The organism is Simiaoa sp. (assembly GCF_051972595.1).
GTDB lineage: Bacteria > Bacillota > Clostridia > Lachnospirales > Lachnospiraceae > Acetatifactor > Acetatifactor hominis.
The window spans coordinates 1-21,693 of sequence record NZ_JBOKRY010000023.1; the positions used below are offsets into that span (position 1 = coordinate 1).

The 21,693-nt window shown below is 47.9% G+C and carries 20 protein-coding genes; 1 reads left to right on the plus strand and 19 read right to left on the minus strand.

Annotated elements, in window-relative coordinates; genetic code table 11:
• Positions 1-501 precede the first annotated feature (501 nt).
• Entirely contained in the window at positions 502-1,611 is a 1,110-nt protein-coding gene (locus tag ACTRDR_RS09345) for an HD-GYP domain-containing protein (protein WP_440527139.1), read from the minus strand.
• Positions 1,612-1,798: 187 nt separating this feature from the next.
• Here ACTRDR_RS09345 and ACTRDR_RS09350 point away from each other — a divergent pair, with 187 nt between their 5' ends.
• The gene (locus tag ACTRDR_RS09350; protein ID WP_440527141.1) at positions 1,799-2,746 is read left to right on the plus strand and encodes a C39 family peptidase; all 948 of its coding nucleotides are present in this window, start codon (positions 1,799-1,801) and stop codon (positions 2,744-2,746) included.
• Here ACTRDR_RS09350 and ACTRDR_RS09355 read toward each other — a convergent pair.
• The 18 genes from ACTRDR_RS09355 to ACTRDR_RS09440 form a co-directional block, all read right to left on the minus strand.
• On the minus strand, positions 2,727-3,320 hold the full coding sequence (locus tag ACTRDR_RS09355) for an AAA family ATPase (RefSeq protein WP_118547396.1): 594 nt from the start codon (positions 3,318-3,320) through the stop codon (positions 2,727-2,729). The genes ACTRDR_RS09350 and ACTRDR_RS09355 overlap by 20 nt on opposite strands.
• A gap of 587 nt (positions 3,321-3,907) precedes the next feature.
• Positions 3,908-4,672 (minus strand): ABC transporter permease subunit, encoded by a 765-nt coding sequence (locus ACTRDR_RS09360; RefSeq protein ID WP_176866033.1) that lies wholly within the window; start codon positions 4,670-4,672, stop codon positions 3,908-3,910.
• Entirely contained in the window at positions 4,665-5,393 is a 729-nt protein-coding gene (locus ACTRDR_RS09365; RefSeq protein WP_440527143.1) for an amino acid ABC transporter permease, read from the minus strand. The genes ACTRDR_RS09360 and ACTRDR_RS09365 overlap by 8 nt, the downstream gene beginning before the upstream one ends.
• An 87-nt stretch (positions 5,394-5,480) precedes the next feature.
• Positions 5,481-6,410, minus strand: a complete 930-nt coding sequence (locus ACTRDR_RS09370; protein WP_440527145.1) for a transporter substrate-binding domain-containing protein — start codon at positions 6,408-6,410, stop codon at positions 5,481-5,483.
• Between the two features lie 144 nt (positions 6,411-6,554).
• A complete protein-coding gene (locus tag ACTRDR_RS09375) occupies positions 6,555-7,277 on the minus strand; it encodes an ATP-binding cassette domain-containing protein (protein ID WP_176866029.1) in 723 nt (240 codons plus the stop codon).
• A 129-nt stretch (positions 7,278-7,406) separates the two neighbouring features.
• Positions 7,407-8,651 (minus strand): S41 family peptidase, encoded by a 1,245-nt coding sequence (locus ACTRDR_RS09380; RefSeq protein ID WP_440527146.1) that lies wholly within the window; start codon positions 8,649-8,651, stop codon positions 7,407-7,409.
• Between the two features lie 201 nt (positions 8,652-8,852).
• The gene (locus ACTRDR_RS09385; protein WP_440527147.1) at positions 8,853-10,088 is read right to left on the minus strand and encodes a murein hydrolase activator EnvC family protein; all 1,236 of its coding nucleotides are present in this window, start codon (positions 10,086-10,088) and stop codon (positions 8,853-8,855) included.
• A 98-nt stretch (positions 10,089-10,186) separates the two neighbouring features.
• Positions 10,187-11,122 (minus strand): permease-like cell division protein FtsX, encoded by a 936-nt coding sequence (ftsX, locus tag ACTRDR_RS09390; RefSeq protein ID WP_440527148.1) that lies wholly within the window; start codon positions 11,120-11,122, stop codon positions 10,187-10,189.
• Entirely contained in the window at positions 11,112-11,798 is a 687-nt protein-coding gene (ftsE, locus tag ACTRDR_RS09395) for a cell division ATP-binding protein FtsE (protein WP_176866040.1), read from the minus strand. Before ftsE ends, ftsX begins: the two co-directional genes overlap by 11 nt.
• Positions 11,799-11,945: 147 nt before the next feature.
• A complete protein-coding gene (locus ACTRDR_RS09400; protein ID WP_440527149.1) occupies positions 11,946-13,031 on the minus strand; it encodes a PucR family transcriptional regulator in 1,086 nt (361 codons plus the stop codon).
• A gap of 246 nt (positions 13,032-13,277) precedes the next feature.
• Positions 13,278-13,469, minus strand: a complete 192-nt coding sequence (locus ACTRDR_RS09405) for a YjfB family protein (RefSeq protein WP_440527150.1) — start codon at positions 13,467-13,469, stop codon at positions 13,278-13,280.
• Positions 13,470-13,531: 62 nt separating this feature from the next.
• Positions 13,532-14,167, minus strand: coding sequence for a beta-phosphoglucomutase (pgmB, locus tag ACTRDR_RS09410; protein WP_440527151.1), 636 nt, complete (start codon positions 14,165-14,167; stop codon positions 13,532-13,534).
• Positions 14,168-14,209: 42 nt separating this feature from the next.
• Entirely contained in the window at positions 14,210-14,998 is a 789-nt protein-coding gene (locus tag ACTRDR_RS09415; protein WP_440527153.1) for an alpha/beta hydrolase, read from the minus strand.
• Positions 14,999-15,067: 69 nt separating this feature from the next.
• Positions 15,068-16,075: an ABC transporter permease gene (locus ACTRDR_RS09420; RefSeq protein ID WP_440527154.1), complete on the minus strand. Its 1,008-nt coding sequence runs from the start codon at positions 16,073-16,075 to the stop codon at positions 15,068-15,070.
• Positions 16,076-16,164: 89 nt separating this feature from the next.
• Positions 16,165-17,382 (minus strand): sugar ABC transporter substrate-binding protein, encoded by a 1,218-nt coding sequence (locus ACTRDR_RS09425; protein ID WP_440527156.1) that lies wholly within the window; start codon positions 17,380-17,382, stop codon positions 16,165-16,167.
• Between the two features lie 43 nt (positions 17,383-17,425).
• Entirely contained in the window at positions 17,426-18,388 is a 963-nt protein-coding gene (locus ACTRDR_RS09430; protein ID WP_440527158.1) for an ABC transporter permease, read from the minus strand.
• Positions 18,389-18,398: 10 nt separating this feature from the next.
• Entirely contained in the window at positions 18,399-19,910 is a 1,512-nt protein-coding gene (locus ACTRDR_RS09435) for a sugar ABC transporter ATP-binding protein (RefSeq protein ID WP_440527160.1), read from the minus strand.
• A gap of 42 nt (positions 19,911-19,952) precedes the next feature.
• Complete coding sequence (locus ACTRDR_RS09440; protein WP_440527162.1) at positions 19,953-21,650, minus strand: glycoside hydrolase family 3 protein; 1,698 nt, start codon at positions 21,648-21,650, stop codon at positions 19,953-19,955.
• Positions 21,651-21,693 lie beyond the last annotated feature (43 nt).

Here is a 21,693-nt window from a genome sequence, read left to right on the forward strand (position 1 = left end):
TATCGTAAACCACCGGGGCTTAATTGACTATTATTGATGGTTACGCCCCGCATATCGTAAACCACCGGGGCTTAATTGACTATTATTGTTGATTACGCCCCGCATATCGTAAACCACCGGGGCTTAATTGACTATTATTGATGGTTACGCCCCGCATATCGTAAACCACCGGGGCTTAATTAACTATTATTGATGGTTACGCCCCGTGTATCGAATATGGCTGGGATTTGTGCGCAAGTGCCCACACCAGGTCTTTCTTGTTCTCTAGAGTGGCTATGCTTTCGTAGCTCTCTAGTTTGGTGTAAAAACCCTAAAAACAATGAATTCCGTACAAAAAAGTTCCCAAATCAAGAATTTTTGTACGGAATTTCTTCATTTTGCACGCTCAGCGAAAATAACTGCTTTTTACATGTCAAAATCTCCTGTTTTTGTATTTTTTTAGCAAAAAATGGCGTTTTTAATACAAACAGAACTCCCAGAGTGGTCTATGGCAACCCTACGTTACAAGATAATAATATTTGCACACTTCACATCATTGGCGAGGTCGTACACGCGTCCGGTGGTGAGTCCGAGGACTTTGGGACGCAGGACGGCATTGGGAATGTTCTCCACGATCCTTGCGGTCTCGCCGTTGCTCAGTGCCACATCGGTGCCTACCGGGTAGAGAATGACGCTCTCCAAGAAGCACCGCATCACGGTAATGTCCAGTTCTTCGGTCATGGACATGATCATTTCCACGGCATCTCTGGGGGAAAATGGCTTCTTATAGGGGCGTTCCGTCACCAGCGCATCATAAATATCGGAGATGGAGATCAGACGGGCAAACAGGTCGATCTTATCTCCCGTGACTCCCATGGGATATCCCTTCCCGTTCATTTTCTCATGGTGTTGCAATACACCCAGCTTGATCTCCATGGACAGGTCTTCCTTCGGCTGAAGAATACGGTACCCGTATACCGAATGCTGTTTCATAATGGCGAATTCTTCGTCCGTAAGTTTTGCCGCCTTATTCAGGATCTCATTCGGCACCTTTGATTTGCCGATATCATGCAGAAGTCCCGCAATGCCGATCTCATAGACCTGTTTATCATCCAATCCGTATTTTCGTGCCACGATCATAGACATGGTAGCCACATCCACACTGTGCTTGAACGTATACTCGTCGCTGACTTTCAGGGCACCGATATCGACTGCCACTGCATCATTATCCTCAATGGCACGCAGCAGATCATCTGTTATGCTCCTGGACGCATTGGTGAAGTCCGGCGATTGCGTGTCCTGGTACAAATACTGCACACCCTGTGCCACACGGTTTCTTACGCTCTCAGAGATCTGTACTTTGGCAGGATCCTTGACCTTCACCTGATCATATTTTTTCTGTAAGGGTTCGGGCAATGACTGTGTCTTATCTGCCTCTGCCGGTTTGATATCTTCCGTACCTTCACAGGTATAGATGCCTGTGACTCCCATTTTCTTCAGCGCATCAATATGAAAGTCTTCCAGTGGGGTACGTCTGACGATCAGCACACGACCTGCGCGGTCTATGATTGCCTGATCGATCATCATTCCCGGCTGCACAATACGCAGCGGCACATATTTTCTCCTGATCATCAGTCCCTTCCCCTTTCCGAATGATTTTAGTTCATGCATTATTGTAGCATATCTTCATGAAATCTTAAAGATATCTGTCCAAAAGTTTAAAACTGCTTAAAAGACTTTTTATCAGACATTCCTTTATACTCTTCTATAGAAAAAGACGGTTATTTTGTCAAAAAAGGGACTCTTGGGAGGGATTTTTATGAATACAAATGCAGCACATCAGATACCGGTGCACCAACAGCGCCGCAGAATTTCCAGACAGGAGATGCTCCGCCGGAAGCGAGCCATCCGCAGAAGAAAACGCATTGCACGCTTCTTCCGCATTTCCGTTGCTGTTTTGCTGCTTCTCACCGCAGTATCTTTTTGGCAGGATTACGGTGGCGAGATTCTGCCCACCGTCAATCATCTGTACTACCAGCTGACTGCAAGATACGACCTGCCGGTATCCAAATATGATTTTGCCGCGCTGCAAGAAGAAAATGAAACCACCTTCGCCGAAAGTCTCTCGTCCGTCGATGCAGATGCTGAAAACATCACAGAAGCCCTGTCAGAGCTTGTGAAAAACAATGCAGAAGCTGCAGATTTCGTAGCTGACTACCCTAATCGGCAAAATTATCTGGGTCAGTCTATCGACCTCACTCACGATGTCATCATCGGACAGGTTCCTCTGTTCCTGCAATGGGACAAGCGTTGGGGCTATGTGTCCTTCGGCGACAGCATCATCGGTCTCTCCGGCTGTGGGCCTACCTGCCTGTCCATGGCCTATGTATACTTCACCCGGGATTTGAACGGCACCCCAAGAGAAATGGCTTCCTATTGCGAAAAAAACGGATATTATACAGAATCCGGTACCAGCTGGTCCCTGTGGACCGATGGTCTGTCGGCTTTGGGTCTGTCCGGCGAAGAATTATCCTTAAGTGAAAACAGTATGAAAAAAGCCCTGGATCAGGGCAAGCTTATCGTGTGCAGCATGCGACCGGGGGATTTCACCACCTCCGGCCACTATATCCTGCTCTTTGATTATGATGACACGGGCTTTTGTGTCAAGGATCCCAACCGGGTAAGCAACAGTTCCCACACCTGGGACTATGTCACGCTCTCCCCGCAGATCAAGAATCTGTGGGCCATCAGCCCCACTGGTTTCTGACAATATCCGCTAAGATCTTTGCCGTGCCGTCGATGCCGAACCGGCTGCTGTCGATCATGAGATCTTTGTGGTCGAAGACACTCTGCCAGCCGGGAATGTATGCCTTGTGGTAGCGGTTACGTGCTGCGTCAACATCACGCATCATCTTTTTCGCTGTCTGGGGATCCATTTGCAAATTCTCCACGCAGTTTTTCAGTCGCGCTTCCTCCGGTGCATAGACGAACACATTCAAATGATTCGGAATGTCTTCCAAAATATAATCTGCACAGCGGCCTACAATAATGCAGGAGCCTTTTGCCGCAAAATCACGGATGATATTTTTCTGAGTATAGAAGATCTCATCTTTCAGGCTGGACATTCCCATCCCGAGCGGATACTGCCTGCGGAAAAATGTGGACTTCATACTCTCTTCCTCGTCGCTGATGACGGATACCGGAAGTCCCATGCGCTTCGCTGTGGCTTCCACGATATCTCTGTCCAGGAATTCGATTCCCAGATTTTCTGATAATTCTTTGGCGATGGATCGTCCCATACTTCCAAATTGTCTTGAGATTGTGATCACATACTGTTCCATAGAAATCCTCTTTTCCTACATCTCTCTTTGACGGGTATAAATGACTGTTCTGCCTTTTACATACCCTGATTTGCTTACTTTTTCCTGTGTTTCCGGGTATAAGCGACGGTTTCCCTCTTACATACCCAGATTCGCTTACTTTTTTCTATTTTTCCGGGTATAGGCGACAGTTTTCTTCTTACATACCCAGATTCGCCTACTTTTTTCTATTTTCCCGGGTATAGGTGACGGTTTTCCTCTTACATACCCTGATTTGCTTACTTTTTTCTATTTTCCCGGGTATGGGCGACGGTTTCCCTCTTACATACCCTGATTTGCCTACTTTTTCCTGTGTTTCCGGGTATAAGCGACGGTTTCCCTCTTACATACCCTGATTCGCTTACTTTTTCCTGTTTTTCCGGGTATAGGTGACGGTTTCCCTCTTACATACCCTGATTCGCTTACTTTTTTCTATTTTCCCGGGTATGGGCGACGGTTTTCCTCTTACATACCCAGATTCGCCTACTTTTTCCTGTTTTTCTGGGTATAGGTAACTGTTTCCCGGCATCTAGCCGTCAAGGGCGGATGCGGAATAAAATGCTTCGCTCCTAATCTGCCATGACGCGTACCGGTCTCTTCCGGCGCTTCTGCATGGAACGCACCACGCAGGACAATGTATAGTTAATAATAAAATAAATCAACGCCGCCGTACCAAACAGTACAAATACATCCGATACATTCACATTACCGGTACCATTGTAACGGCTGGCTGCGGACAACAGCTGCTTCGTGCGCGCCATCAGCTCGATGGTCGCCACGTTTGCCAGATACGATGAATCCTTAATGGTAGTGATTACCTGGCTTAACAGGGTGGGAATCACATTCCGGTATGCCTGAGGCAATATAATATAGATCATGACCTGCACTACATTGAAGCCCTGCGCATGACCGGCTTCAAACTGTCCGTGAGCGATGGAATTCAGTCCTCCACGGATGATCTCCGCAATAACGGAAGAAGTAAACAGGATCAAGGCTACTGCTGCCTTGAACAGCAGCTTCGTCTCTACCGTGGTCAGTCCGAACAGCTTCCGGTTGAACAATTCCGGACAGGGACAGAACACCAGGCAGATAAAGATCCATAACAATAATGGGGTATTTCGAAATACTTCTATGTATACCGTGGCAAGAATGCCAAATATTTTCGTCTTTTTACTTGTACAGTAATTTCTGCACAATGCCAGTATGGAACCGATGACGATTCCCAGCACTACGGCGATCAGGGCAATGATCAGGGTGAACACCGTGCCTTTTAAGATGTATGCCACGACACCTTTCTGCCCTAAAATGGAGAAACTCGCTTCCAGATTACTCATTATCCGTCACCGTCCCTTCTGTTCTTTGAAACAGCACCCGCTGATCTCTCTTCTTCAGATGAATCTCCCAGACACTGGCGGTCTTAGAGAGAGGATAACATATAATGAAAAATAACAGTCCGCTGACCAGATATGCCGGAGCATAGGCGCCTCCGGTATTTTCACCGGTGACAAAGCTATATGTCAGTGAGATCAGATCCGCTCCGCCGATAATATACAGGCAAGAAGTATTTTTGATCAGATTAACGATCTGGTTCACCATGGGAGGCAGGATAATTTTGATACTCTGCGGCAGAATGATGTAATACATCCGCTCTACATAGGTAAATCCCTGGGACATTGCTGCCTCAAACTGTCCCTTAGGAACGGCTTCGATGCCTGCACGTACCACCTCAGCCATATAAGCTCCGGTGTATACGCCCAGTGCAACGATACCTGTCGGCAGGATTCCGATGCTGTGACCGGAAAATGCCAGTGCATAGTAGAAGAAACACAGTTGGAGCAGGATCGGCGTATTCTGCATGATCTCCACATAGACTCTGCTGATGACCTGCAGTATCTTTTTCCCACTGGTCGCCATCAGGCCGAAGATCACACCCAGTACCAACGCCAACAGAATGGCGAAAGTTGCGGTCTCCACAGTATTCAGAAGTCCTAACAGGAATGTGCTCCTGTACGCCCAGACCTTGCCCCAGGCTCTTGCTGAAATGATACCAGACATAGTGTTTCCTCCCGGTTACTCTTAATCTCTACAGCGTCCGGATACTCCGTAGGCTTCGGGCGCCGTAGACTGCTTCTTATTTCGTCTTTACTCTAATCCGTTCTCCGTGATCAGGCTGTCAATTGTACCGTCTGCCAGCCATCCCTGCACCAGCTCATCCACATATGCGGAGAGTCCGGAGCCCTTGGTGGTAGCTACGCCATACTCCTGAGGAGAGAATTTGTCATCAATGTAGGAACGTCCGTCGGTCTTATAAATTGCCAGGATGGACTTATCTACACAGAAGGCATCTACCTCACCGGCACTCAGTGCAGTGGAGATGGCAGGATAGTCGTCATACTGCTGGAAGGAGATCCCGGTGGTCCACAGTGCAGGATCGAAGGTATCTGCATCAAAGCCGCTACCATCGATCAGTCCAGCCTCGATCATAGCATTTACCAGTGCTTTTGCAGAGGTAGAACCGGAAGATACGCCGACCTTTTTATCTACCAGGTCTGCCAGAGAAGTAATGCCGCTCTTATCCTCTACCAGTACAGTTACATAATCGGTAAAATAAGGAGTAGAGAAATCCCAGCTCTGTTTTCTCTCATCGGTGATGGTGAAGGTAGCCAGTACACAGTCGATATCGCCGGAGTCCAGAAGCTCGGTTCTGGTAGCTGCGGTTACTGCGGTGAATTCTACATCCACACCCAGGCTTTCTGCGATCTTCTCCGCCAGGCTGATCTCCAGTCCGGAATATTCACCGGTCAGTGTATCCTGGAAGCCAAATCCGACTACTGCATTCTTAACACCGACTCTTAATACGCCTCTGTCTACGATCGCCTGTACATCTGCTGCCAGTTCTCCGTCAGTGGCTGATGCTTCTGTCGCTGCCTCGGTAGTGGCTGCCGCAGTACTTTCCGCAGCAGTTGTTGCTGCCTCGGTAGCGGGTGTGTCGGTGCTTCCGCATCCGGTGAACAGGGTTGCCGTCATTGCCATGACTGCTACCAGCGCAGTCCATTTTTTCAGATTTTTCATAATACTCTTCCTCCTTTTATTTCCTCAAAATATATCTAAACATGAAGCCTTTCTGACTGACACGCTGCAAAATGCGGCTTCATGGATAGACCAACAGAATAATACATCTGCCGCTGTGCTGACCAGAGTATGGTTCACAGGATATCAGCGGATGATCTTGCCAAGGAACTGTTTTACACGTTCGTTGGAAGGATTCTCAAAGAAATGATCCGGTGTGCCTTCCTCAATGATCTGTCCGTCCGCCATAAATACCACGCGGTCCGCTACCTGTCTGGCAAATCCCATCTCGTGGGTAACGACCACCATGGTGATATTTTCCTTTGCCAGCCTGATCATGACATCCAGTACTTCCTGAATCGTCTCGGGATCCAGTGCAGAAGTCGGCTCATCGAAGAGGATGATCTTCGTCTGCGCACACAAGGCTCTCGCTATGGCGATTCTCTGCTGCTGCCCACCGGAAAGCGTTGTGGGATATACATGTGCCTTATCCCGTAACCCTACTACGTCCAGATAGTGATAAGCAAGGTCTTCTGCTTCCTTTTTGCTCTTATGATGCAGCTTCATGGGTGCTATGGTCAGGTTCTTAAGTACTGTCATGTGCGGATACAGATTAAATTGCTGGAACACCATGGAGATGGACTCACGTATGATCTTCGTCTTATTCGCATGGGTCAGCTTCTGTCCGTCAATATATACATGACCGCTGGTAGGCTCCTCCAGGAAATTCATACATCGCACGGTGGTGGATTTACCGGAACCGGAGGGTCCGATGATAACCAGCTTCTCGCCTTCTTTTACTTCCAGATTGACATTTTTCAGTACCTGGAGATCTCCGAAATTCTTACATACATTTTCCAGTCTGATCATTTTGCTCCTCCATTCTGTGTTCCGGGCAGGAACTTATGTAACAGAAAAAGGCGCTTTTACCGGTTCGGTAAAAACGCCTTTGTTTTATGGGTTACATCTTATACAGTTTTGTGCGCTTTGTCAAGCTTTTTATTTCATTAAATTTTTTAATACTTCTTTTGCCTTCTCCAGCTGATTGTCTACCGGGTCCTCACTATTGTAGTAAGCTTCCCCGTCAAACTCACACTCTACGTCCGGTTCAATACCGGTTCCGTGAATGTTGCGTCCGTTCGGCGTATAGTAAGCACTGATGGTGATCTTGATCGCAGAGCCATCGGTAAACGGCATGATCTGCTGTACGATACCCTTGCCGAAAGTCGTGGTACCTACCAGTGTTCCGATGCCGTAATCCTGGATCGCACCTGCCAGGATCTCGGAAGCGCTGGCACTGTTCATGTCTACCAATACTACCAGCGGCACTTCTAACGGGTTCTTGCCATCACAGGTATACTCGGTACGTTTACCGGCCTTATCCTCGGTATATACGATCAGGCCTTCCGGGAGGAGCTTTCTCGCGATACGTACCACCGCATCCAGGCTTCCGCCGGGGTTGCCCCGCAGATCCAGGATCAGTCCCTTCATACCCGAACCTTTCACGGTAGCTAAGGCATCGGTAAACTGGTCGATGGTCACATCGTCAAATTCTGCGATCTGAATATATGCCATGTCGTCATCCAGCATCTCGTATTTTACGGTAGGGCTCTCTACTTTGGCTCTCTCTACGGTGACATGCAGATAGTCACCCGCGCCCTGTCTGACAATGGTCAGGTCCACTGTGGTACCCTCTTCGCCGCGGATCAGGCTCACAGCTTCCGTCAGTGTCTTACCTGCGGTGGATTCGCCGTCCACTTCGTAGATGATATCATTGGCTCTAAGATCCACATCCGCTGCCGGAGCACCCTCGATAACACCGCTGATCTTCGGCAGGTTCGTCTCGGAATCCATGCTGACATACGCACCGATACCATAGTAGATTCCCTGGGTCTGTTCGGTCAGTGCATTCAGTTCCTCTGCTGTATAATACTCGGAATACGGATCGTCCAAGGAATCCATCAAGCCACGGAACATACCGTCCTCCAGCTGCTCGTTGGTGACCTCGCTTAAGTAAAAGTTCTCTTTTACCGTGTCCTCCAGCAGCTGCAGTTTTTTGATCGTCTGGGCATTGACGGCAGACTCCTCGTCATAGGATACCTGTGCCGACACATCGTCCTTCAGGGACACGATATTGTGAATCTGAAAGGCAATAAAGATGCCGCCCACGATCAGCAGGGTAGCTGCAAAGCCTACGATAATGCCGCTGAGAAATAGCCCTTTTCTTTCCTTATTTTCCTCCATAAAGCTCTCCTTTACTTCTAAAATGTTGTTGCAACACCACGTGTCTTTATCGCAACACGCATTTCTCCGTGCTTCGCACTCCCGAAATGCTGCATACATTCGCATTCCGGACTATCGCCCTACTTGCTCATGTATGTTTGATTGTCTAATAGACAGATCACTTAGCCTGCAAGCAGTCACGTGATTCTGTCTATTGACAATCTATTGCGAAATGTAGTTCCAGGGCGATGTATATGCACCGTCTTTTCTGACGCTGAAATGCAGATGGTTGCCGGTGGATCGTCCTGTGGAGCCTACCGCTGCTATGGTCTCCCCGCGGACCACAATATCATCCTTAGAGACATACAATGCCGATGCATGCATGTATATGGTATACAGTCCGCCGCCATGATCGATCATTACGTAATTTCCCATGGTGTTACTGTATGTGGCTGCCACCACCTGCCCGTCATAGGCTGCATAGATTGCCGTTCCCTTCGGTGCCGCGAAATCCACACCGTTATGGAACTGCTCGATTCCTAAGGTCGGGTGGATACGGTTGCCGTAATCGTCGGATATTCTGGTATAGGATGCCAGAGGGAATTTGAATACACCGCCATCATAGGTCAGCACCGTACCGCTGGCTTCCAGAATTCTCTTTTTCTCCGCAGCGATTGCTGCCTCCAGGGCTGCGATCTCCGCATCCTGATCCGCGATGGACTGCTTATATTCCTTAATTGCCTGTTCCTTATTGCTGATATCGGATTCATAAGCGACAATGTCCCGGTTCTTCTGATCGATCAGAGCCTCCATGTTCGCCTGCTCCTGCTCCACACCGGCTTTTGCCTCGTCCAGGATTGCTTTCTGCTCCTCCAGCTCCTGCTTGCAGAGTTCAATATACTTACGGTTCTCCATGAAGTCTTTCCACTGCTGGCGGTCATATGCCATCACCAGGTCCATGAAATCCGCCCGGTTCAGGAAGTCGCTGAAGCTTTCTGCCTTCAGCATCATATCCACGAAATAGGAGTCCCCTCTCTCATACATAATTCTTATGCGCCGGATCATGGCATTTTTCTGATTTTCTTCCCGTTCCAGTGCCACATCCAGTTCCGCCTGTGTCTGAGTGATCTCCTCCTCTTTGGCGGTGATCTTGCTCTTCAATTCCGCAATATTCTGTTCGATTTCGCTCAGGTTCCGATCCAGCTGTGCCACATAGTTCTTCAGATTGCTCTTCTGTGTCTCCAGATCCTTTTTGATCTTCTCCAGGTTACTCAGATTGCTCTTCATCGTTTCCCGTTCTTTTTGCGCCTGGCTGATCTGATCCTGTTTCTCCCGGATGCTGTCCGATGTAATGGAAGACATGCTTGTGGCATTTACCCGCAGACCGTACGTTGCAGACGAAGCGGTCAATATCAGACACAGTGCCAGGCACAGGAAACCTTTTTTCTTCTTATTCAATTCTATCTCCATTCACTATAAAATAATCATGATGTATGTGAATCGTAATATTCGCATACATCATGACAAAAAGCTCCGGGTTACATGTTCTTACATTACTATACGTGCAGGTGCTTCCGGACTGTGGAAATACTTCCCAGGAAACCGATACCCACGCCTACGCCCAGAGATACCGGAACCAGGAAATGGAACACCTCATCTACCGACAGGAAATTCAGGAAACCGCTGAGTACCATAAAACGGTTCACCATGTAATTCAGTGCATAATTATAAAGGGAATAGATCAATCCCAAAGGTAGTGCTGCTCCGATCAGTCCGATCAGCATACCTTCCAGCACAAAAGGCGCACGCACGAAAAAGTCCGTTGCACCGATATATTTCATAATATTGATCTCTTCCGATCTCACAGAGATGCCGATGGCTACTGTATTGCTGATCAGGAAAATGCTGACAGCCAGCAGGATCACGATAATACCCATAGATACGTAAGCGATCAGCAGATTCAAACCACTTAAAGTATTGGCGGTCATCTCAGAGTAATTGACCTTGCGCACCTCCGGTATGGACTGCAGCCAGGTCACCAGTGCGTCCTGCATGGATACGTCACTCAAAAAAATCTCATAACTATCCTCACCGGCCAACGGATTCTCAGGAAATCCCTCCGCATAATCCTCCCCGAAATAGTCCGGTCCGAAAGTAGCCCATGCCTCATCCGCGGATTTAAACTGTACGTCGGATACTTCTGCACGTTTGGCAATCTCCTGACCGATCTCCTCTATCCTCTGCTCTGAAGGAATCTGTCCATCTATATGACTCTCACAGCCATCCCATTCGCTATGGAAAAATACGGTAACGGACACGCCTTCCTCTGCCGTCTTCAGAATGTTCTGGAAGTTCGCAACGATGGAATAGAACAGTCCGAATAAAAACAGACATGCCGAAATCGTCGCAATGGAAGCCAGGGAATACCATTTATTACGGAAAATATTGGCAAATCCCTGCTTAATCGTATATAAAAGTGTACTAATCTTCATCAATATACCCACCCTTCTCTTCGTCGCTGATGATCACTCCTTTTTTCATGGTGATCACTCGTTTCTGCATTGCATTGACGATTTCACGGTTATGGGTTACCACGACTACCGTGGTGCCGCTTTCATTGATCTCCTCTAACAGCTTCATGATCTCCCAGGAATTATTGGGATCCAGATTACCGGTGGGCTCATCCGCCAAAAGTATGGAAGGATTGTTCACCAGTGCTCTTGCCAGTGCCACACGCTGCTGCTCACCGCCGGAGAGCTGTTTGGTCTTCGCCTTGTATTTTCCGGCAAGCCCTACGGTTGCCAGAATTGCAGGAACATTTCTGCGGATCTCGCTGACGGGAGTCTCCACAATACGCTGTGCAAATGCTACATTTTCATAAACATTACGGTCATTCAGCAGTCGGAAATCCTGGAACACCACGCCCAGGTTACGACGGAATCTGGGAATCTGTCTGTGCTTTAATTTCGCCAGATCATTTCCCATAACATAAACACTGCCGCTGGTCGCCGTAAGCTCCCGCAGCAGTAATTTGATCAATGTCGATTTACCGGATCCGCTGTCACCTACGATAAATACAAATTCCCCTCTTCCGATGCTCAACGTTACGCCATTGAGTGCCGGAGAGCCGGAGGAATAGGACTTGCTTACATTGTCCAGGAAAATGATGCCATTTTCCTCTATGATCCGTTCTCTCTTCAGCCTTTGTGCTTCTTTATTTGCCATTTTATATCTTGCCTTTCTACTGCCTTGTCATCATATTTCACCATATTGATTTCTTGCATAGCCTCATTCGCAAAATCGCTCTGCAAGAAATCAATACTCATATGTTTCCATGTATTTCATATATTTTACGACCATCAGTGCGATCTTGAAGGTGATGGCATCTTCGAATACGCGCAGATCCAGTCCGGTGCTCTTCTGCAGCTTATCCAGACGATATACCAGTGTATTTCTGTGGATGAACAGCTGTCTGGAGGTCTCGGACACATTCAGGCTGTTCTCGAAGAATTTGTAGATTGTGGTCAGTGTCTCTTCGTCGAAGTCGTCCGGGCTCTTGCCGCCGAAGATCTCACGGATGAACATCTTGCACAGCGGAATGGGCAGCTGATAGATCAGACGACCGATTCCCAGCTCACTGTACGCAATAATGTCTCTCTCATCGAAGAAGATCTTGCCTACATCCAGTGCCATCTTAGCTTCCTTATAAGAACGGCTGACTTCCTTGATCTCGTGCACAATGGTACCGTATGCGATGCGGACCTCACGGATGCCTTCCTTGAGCAGTGCAGCTTCCAGGGTTCTGGCAGCCTTCTCGATCTCTTTGCCGGTATCGGTCTCGGCGAATTCCTTCACCACGATCACATTGCTCTCATCCACTGCGGTAATGAAGTCCTTGCTGTTGGTTCCGAAATGGTTCCGCGCCAGTTCCAGGACATTGTTGTCCTTACCGCCTGCGGATTCCACGATCATAACCACCCTGGGAACATCTGTCTGGATATGAAGCTTCTTGGAACGACTGTAAATATCCACCAGCAGCAAATTGTCTAACAGCAGATTCTTGATAAAGTTATCCTTATCGAATCTCTCCTTATAGGCCACTAACAGATTCTGGATCTGAAAAGCAACCATTTTCCCGATCATATAGACATCTTCACCGGTACCACCGGCTACGAGAATATACTCCAGCTGCTGCTCGTCATAGATCTTGAAATACTGATATCCCTGGATCTCCTGTGAATCTGCCGGAGATGATGCGAACTCTACCGCAGGCTTGGAGCAATTACCCATATCCATGGTCGCTGCCACTTCCTTGCCGTCCACATCCATAACGCACAGCTCTACTCTGGCGATTCCTTTCAATCCTTCAATGGTGTTCTGTAAAATCTGATTCGATATCATCTTCTGCTCCTTCAGTCCCCAACCATAATTCTCTTTCGCTGTTACCCCGGAAAAAATAATACGAGAGTGAATCCCTCATATCATACATAATACAAATTTACAAAAAAACTGGTAAAATTGCAATAGTTTTTTATGCACTTTTTAGTAAAAATGCCATTTTATTTTGAAATACGCGTAAAAAAAGAGTTCGGGAACTAATATTCCGAACTCTTTTTGTCTTAGCGTTTATTATGTATTATTTCTGCGCTAAATCCGCAGATCGATATTAGTACCAAGCTCCGGTGTTACGCTGCGTTCCATAGCTGCGGAATCCATCATCTGTACGATTCCCTGTCCCAGTGCTTCGTTCGTATCCATCGCCTTACTAAGTACAGCTGTTCCGACTTGCGTCTGCAGATTGTTCGAAGCCATTGCCATTGATAATCCTGCGATATCCATAGGAACACCTCCTTCTATCGGTATCTCTCAGATACTGATATTTTACCACGATGCTCTGGCAATTACAACGGCAGTGTCAACAAATCTTCCACTTTTTCCATGGGATAGTCTGTTTTCTCGTATGTTTTCGCTTCACCGACTCCGGCAGCAAGCATCCCTCCGGCTTTCGCCGCATCGATTCCCGCTATGGCATCCTCCACCACAAGGCAATTTTCGGGTGAGGTCTGCGTATATTCAGCAGCCTTTAAAAATACTTCCGGATCCGGCTTGGATTTTGTAATATTTGTGCCATCGGAGATAGCGTCAAAATCATCCGTAAGTTGTGTCTGTGCCAGAATAAATTTCGTATTTTTGCTGGAAGAGCCAATAGCCAGCTGATAGCCTCTTTCGTGAAGTTCTTTCAGCATTCCGCGGATCTCTGGTCTCACATCCGCAGGAGACATTTTTTTCAAAAACTCTTTATAATAGCCATTTTTTTCTTCTGCCAGATCTTCTTTTTCTTCCTGTGTATATTTTCTGGTACTCTTCTCCAAAATGATCTCCAGAGAATCCATACGGCTGACTCCCCGCAGACGGTTGTTGATCGTCTCGTCAAAAGGAACTCCGATGCGATCCGCCATCTTTTTCCATGCCAGGTAATGGAACTTATCCGTGTATACCAGGACGCCGTCCAGGTCAAAAATAATCGTCTTTACCACGTTGTCTCTTCCTTTCCCATATTGCCCATATTTTCGTATTTCTTACACGCTTCTGTGCTTCTTCTGGTCCGCAGCATATGCGTCCGTCCGGGGGATCCACTCTAAAAATTTCTCGATCTGGATATTCCAGAATCTCCACTCATGGCGGAAGCCGTCTACGGGAACCCAGGTCACATCCACACCATTCTCTTCCATGAATTTCTCATAATGACACACCTTTTCCCAAAGCATATCCTGCATACCACATGCAAAATATACAGGCGGAATCTTCTTTCCTTCTGCCACATTCTTACGAATGAGTCCGTACGGGTCAAAGGGTCCGTCCTGAAGCTTATTTTTCTCCTGCTCATCCTCGGTACCGATGGCTGAGGAAAAGGCTCCAATGGCTGCGAAGCGCTCCGGATGGTTCAGGCCATGGATCATTGCACCGTAGCCGCCCATAGACAATCCTGCAATGTAGGTATCTTCAGGTCTATTCGATACCGGGAACATACCTTTGATGAATGCCGGTACTTCCTCGGACAGAAAACGGAAGAAATCGTCACCGTCACCGTTTTTACGGTAGAATTTATTCTCCGCAGAGATCATGACCACCGCCATGGACTGTTCTTCTGCAAAAAGCTCTACATTGGTGTAGCTGGTCCAGTCGCTGTGGTCATTGCCCAGTCCGTGGAGCAGATACAATACCGGATAAGGATCCTTCACTTCGTAGGAAGCCGGTCTGTCTGCCACACCCAAAGATTCCGGAATGGTGGGGCTTGGAATAATCACCGTCATTTCCACGGAACGCAATAATATCTGTGATATAAATTTTGTCTCAAATCTTGCCATAGCTGTCTTGCTCCTATTCTTCACCCACAGTGGCATTTTCCACTGGGTAATCTGTACACTGCCTGTTTTCTATGAAACCACCTTGCTCTTATGCCCGAATAACTGTTTTACCATCTGCACGACTCTCGCGCCATCGTTAATATAAGCCATGATCAGTGCCAGTACAACACCGGTAACGATCGTCTGAATGGAACTGTCGATGCCAAAGGCATTTAATCCGTAAGTGAACACTTCCATTCCCAGGGCTCCCACGAAGATACCCCAGGGCATATTGGTAAAGCCGCCCAGGAACAGTCCGATCAGCACAGGCGCCATGGAACCGAACATCAGAGCAGTAGAGCTTAAGTTATTGGCAGGCTCCACTTTACTGCTGCAGGCACTCAGCATGGCTGCACAGCCCAGCAGTGCACCTACCAGTGCGTAGGTCAGAATAATATTTTTCTTCTCATTGACACCGGCGTTCACTGCCAGTTTGGCATTGGCTCCGAGACTTCTGGTGTCATAGCCGAATTTGGTCTTGTATAGCAGGAACCAGGTCACCGCCATCACCACAATGAGGAGAATATAGATCAGAGGGAACTGGTTCATTCGAAGCAGTTCCTGCGTGTATTCGGTATCATTGGCGAAAAAGTTGACGCCGAGACCGTTGTTCAACAGTCCGCTGACCGCCTCATATACCATAACAATACCCATGGAGATGATCATGTTGGGGACACGTAATGTCACATAGAAAACAGCTTCGATCAGTGCCAGCAGCATGCAGGCTGCCACGCAGCACAGCAATACTCCGAAGGTTCCCATATGCAGCTGCATTCCCAGGTTACCGCCGATGATAGCTCCCAGCATGATAATGGCTCCGGGACCGAAATCCCATCTGCCACCGGACAACGGGATTGCAATTGCCAGGGCTATGATCGTATTTTCCACAGTATCATGAATAATGCCTTCTGTTGTGTATCCTGTGAAAAAGGATGTATTTCCGATAATCAGTGTAATCAGCGCAAAGACCGCATACATTCCTAACGGAAACAGTAAAGTCATTGCATACCTTTTGAAGTATCCTGTTTTCTTGCTCATAGTTTACGTTCCTCCATCTTAGAGCAGTAAGTCTGCCCATCTGAATCCCCGCGGCACTTTTGAGGGTGCCGCGAAGTATATTGCTTAAATTACTGACGTGCTGCCACAATATCGGACAGACTTCTGTTGGTCAGGGTGTTCAGATCAGCAAGAGTTGCATCTGCATTGTAGGAAATGATGCAGTTCTCCAGTTCCTCTGCGGTAACACAGCCATCTGCACCGTTCTCAGGTACTACATAGTTCTGATAGTTCTGCAGATCTTCGGTAGTTCCGATGACAGGATAACCGGCTACACCGTTGACAATGCTGCCTTCGTTATACTGACCGTCTGCTGCATCGGGATAGCTGTTGCCTTCCAGAGCATTAATGATTCTGGCTACACAGCTTGCGATTGCCTGGGTATGGTTATTGTTGCCGGCTGCCAGCAGGGCACCGCTGTTCATCAGAGATTCTACGGAAGTATCATAGCCCATGGCGATCAGCTTAACATTGCTGCCCTGCAGTGCGGGATATACATAGTCCAGACCGGAAGCCATACCGAAGACAGCGTCCATATCGGAATTCTGGTTGATCAGATCCTTGGTATTCTGCTGTACATCGTCAGAAGTCATACCGGAGGTAAAGGTAAGATCCTGTACTGCAATGTTCTTGGACTGCAGTTCACTTTGGAAGCTTGCGTAGATTTCAGGCGCATCGGAAAATGCCCATGCGGGGAAAGAAATACCGCCTACGTTGGTAATACCGGAATCTGCAACAGCGTCTGCATACTCTTTACCCAAAGCTGCCAGATCTCCGCCGAACTGCTTGGTACCACCCAGGAAATACTGTCCGGGATCTGTGCCTGCGAAATCATCCTCTGTGATATGGTCCAGTGCTACCACATAGTATACACCGGCATCCGCGCAAGTGCTCATAGCTGCCACAATGTTGGTATCATATCCGCTGATAATTGCCTGACAGCCGGAACTGATCAGATTCTCCACACAGGATACCTGGGCATCATCATCATAAAAAGTAGATTCGTATTCGAACTCTACGTTCATATTCTCCTGCAGATACTTACAGAAATTCTGAATGTTGGTACCCTGGGCATCGGTCCACTGGTACATTACCACACCGATCTTGTAAGGGTCCCCGGTTTTCTCGGTGTTTGCTGCTTCCGCGGTTCCCGCTACGCTCTCCTGTGCTGCGGTGGTACCTGCTGCCTCAGAGCTGCCGCTCTGTGTATTGTCAGCGGAACCACATCCTGCCATCATCATAACCGGCAGTACTGCTGCCATCATCAGGCTGATTATTTTCTTTTTCATAGTAAAACTCCTTCCTCTTTTTGGTCCTTTATGATTACTCTATTTATCTGGGCATCTCTGCGATGGATTTATTCTGTCGCAATGTCATGCCAATGATAACAATGAAAATGATACCTTTGACCAGTGTGATATAGGTCTGGTTCACACCGGAGATGGTAAGTCCGTTAGCCAGTAAAGTGTAGGTGATCACACCGGCAATCGCTGCTCCGATCCGGCTCTTGCAGCCTCCGTTTAAGTTCATGCCTCCGAGAATGACTGCCACCATGACATCCATTTCGGTACCGGATCCGATATTTTTACCTACATTGCCGCTGCGCGCCAGCAGGAATAAGCTTGCCAGTCCCACGCACGTGCCTGCGATAATGTAACACCATAACTTTACGATTTTTAATTTTGCACCGCTCTGCTCTGCACTCACCGGATTGTCACCGATTGCCTTGCAGTATTTTCCAAGCTTTGTGTAGTTGAACAGCACGATACCGATCAGCGCGATGATGATCATTGCCGCCAGGGCATATGCCACATTGCTTTTTAACGGCTGAATCAGATCATAACGGGTGATGTTCATACGTCCGTCATGCAGAGACAGAATGTAGGTCACCATACCCCTGGCGATGAACATGACCGCCAGGGAAGCAATAATACTCATCAGTCCCAGGTAGGCTGTGACGAACCACATGAACAGATACAACGCCACCGCCGTGGCTATGGAAGCCAGCACCGACACCGGTACGTTGCCGGTGGCATTCAATACCAGAGTAATTACCATGGTACACAGACCTGCCACCGCTCCGGAAGCAATATCCACGGTTCCGTGAGCGAACATGAAGATCATGCCAACGGAAATGATCATGAGTACTACCATCTGTCCCACCAGACTCTTCAGATTGTATGCAGAATAGATCTTACCCTTGGTCAGGATGGCAAATAGAATAAATACCAGTGTCAGGCTGCCATAGCAGACGATATTGTTTCGATGTTGTTTTATAAATTTTATTGCATTCATTCTTCACACCTCAAATCATATATTCAATAATCTGCTGTTCTGAAAGGTTCTCTGAACGTTTGAAAATCTGCGTTACTTTTCCATCTTTCATCACCATGACTTCATCACACATACCGATCAGCTCCGGCATCTCTTCAGAAATGATCAGGATTGAATAGCCTTCCTTTTTCATCCGGGCGATCAGCTGGTACATGGTGGTTTTGACACCGATGTCTACGCCTCGGGTAGGGCTGTCCATGATAATGATCCGGGACTTATTGCCGATCCATTTACCGAAGGATACCTTCTGTTTATTACCACCGGATAGTTCTCCAACTGCCTGATTCATGGAGGAGCACTTGATTGCCAGGGATTCGATCTGTTCCTTCGCATGTTCCCGTTCCTTCTTCGGCAGAATGAAGGTTCCCATACGGTTCAGGTTCGCCAGTACCAGGTTGTCCTTAATGGATGCCGGGAGCACCAGCGCTTCCTTATCACGGTCCTTGGAGATGTAACCGATACTACTGTCTAATGCATCCTGCACACTACGCACCGTAACTTCAGTGCCATCCGGTCGGAATGCCTGTACCTTACCCTCTGTCAGCTTATCCAGACCGAACAGTACTCTGCCCAGTTGATGCATTCCGCATCCGGACAGTCCGGCCACACCCAGGATCTCTCCCTCGTGCAGTGTCACGCTGACATCCTTCAGATCTCTGTTGGAAATATGTTCTGCCTGCAGGGTTACCTTTTCTCCATGAGAGCTGTCGTAATCGCTGCGGTAATAATCACCCTTGATCTCGCGGCCTACCATCGAATGTTTGATACGGTTCTCATCAAACTCCGCTCTCTCTATGGTGTCTACCAGTTTGCCATCCCTAAGCACCGTCAGCACATCGCAGTTCTCCATCAGTTCTTCCAGGTCATGGGATATGAACAACACCGCTTTTCCCTTGTCCCGCAGTTCATGAATGATGCGGTAGATGGTTTTTCTTCCGCTCTGGGACAATGCTGTGGTTGTCTCATCCACGATAAACAGGATAGGGTCGTAATACAGTGCTTTTGCAACCTCAACCAGCTTTCTGGTCTCTAAGCTGTAAGCAGCTGCCGGTCTGGTAACATCCACATCTGTCACACCGATATTTTCCAGCGCCTTGACTGCTTCTCTGTTCATTTCTGCTCTGTCAATGATTCCATGATGGGCAAAACGCTTCTCATCGCCTACGAAGATGTTCTCCGCGATGCTCAGTCCATCAATGGTGCCGGCTTCCTGCACGATCATGGTGATTCCACATTTTCTGGCATCCCCGGGATTCTTCGGACTGTATGGCTTCCCATACAGGAACATTTCGCCGCCCGTCACAGTGTGAATTGCACTGATCATGGAGGATATGGTGGATTTACCGGAACCGTTCTCTCCGATCAGTCCACGGATTTCTCCGGTCCGGATCGTCATGCTTACGTGATTGACTGCTGTGACATCTCCGAATTTCTTGGTCAGATCTTTTGTTTCAAAAAATATTTCATTCTGTTGCTTTTCCATACGGAAGTTTCGCCTCCTATGTTCTTACCAGACTTGTAACGTTTATAAATGTGCATCCCATTTTCCGCAGAATGGATCTACCGGGCTTTTTCCCTTGAACTCGCTGCGCCCTAGCAATTTCTCCATCAAAGCATCCACGGTCTGTGCATTTCCGGAATAACAATTGATGTAAGTCCGTACTCTCGGGAAATCCAACAGGTGATACGGATTTTCCAATGATACAAATACGGTGGGGACATCGTTGATATACAGTCCACAGTCCGCCCCCATGGGCTGTTTCCATTCAATCCGGACTACTGTCTGATTACTCTTGGTTGCCAGGTTTGCCACATACAGCATCAGATCATATTTGGACACCATGTCTTCGTATTTGGTGGTGAAGCCTTCTCCGTAAGGCTGGGGGACAAATTCGTCCACTTCGAAGCCTTCATCGATCAGTTTTTGTTTGATACTCTCGATTACGGGGCTTACTTTATAGATGGAATAGCCTTCACCGGTGGGTTCGATACGGTACAGAAGGATCCGGTGATATTTCTCCGGTGTAATAGGCAATACGTCTTTTTCCTCTTTTACCAGGGTAATCCCCTTATCCGCTACTTCGGCCGCCCATTTTTTGTGCTCGGCACATCCAACGATCGCTTCGGCCTTTTCTGTCTCCGGCAGTGTATTTTTATGATGCAGTCCCAGGGCTGCTTTCAGTGCCAGTACTCTGATCACGGCTTCATCCAGTCTCTCGGGAGTGATAATACCCTCTTCAATGCCCTTCAGCATGAAATGATAATCTTCTTCGAGATTTCTTGCAAACAGGAACATGTCGCATCCTCTTGCGATCGTCTCCGGAACCGCTCTCTCTCTGCCCATCGCCAGCATGAATCCTGCCATGGTGGTGGCATCGGTACTGATGACACCGTTGAATCCGAGCCGTTCTCTTAAGAGTCCCTGCAGAAGTTCACGGGACAGGCTTCCCGGCATCAGTTCTTCATCTTTGATATCGGGATTGATAGCTCTCTCCCATGCCGGCTGCATGATATGACCGGTCATAACAGTCAACGCTCCGGCATCAATGCACTTTTTATATACCATGCCGTAAGTATTCATCCAGGTCTCACAGTCGAGATCGTTGATGGATGTCACCAGATGCTGGTCTCTCTCATCCTGTCCATCACCGGGGAAGTGCTTGATGCATGCTGCCATTCCCAGCTTTTGGATCGTATTTACATAGGACAGACCCATACGGGCAACTCTCTCCGGATCAGAGCCAAAGGTACGGGTATTCGTAATGGGATTACGGAAATTCGAATCGATATCAATAATGGGAGCAAAGGACCAGTTGGCTCCCACAGCTCCGGCTTCTCTGCCGCATGCCTCCGCCATCTTCGCCGCCATTATCTCATCATCGGTAGCCGCGATCTCCATGGGAGATCCTACCAGCGTTCCTTCTTCCACAATACCATTACCGCCCTTTTCCAGGTTGGCTGCGATCAGGGGATATACTTTGCTACGGCGGATCACTTCTCTGGTGGCATCCACAGCATTCTTCGTCGGCATGATCCGGTACATAAATCCGCCGGGATTCATCAGATTGAATACATAATCCATTGTCTCTTTGCTGTTATTTTTCAATAATACGCAGAAAAGCTGTCCTGCTTTTTCTTCCGTGCTCATGCCCGCCAGTGTCTCATGCACCCATGTAATGTCGTCATCGCTTAAGTAAAATGGTTTTGCTTTTAAATCGATCATTTTTTATTCTTATGCTCCATTTCACGCAGTTGATTTTTGCTGC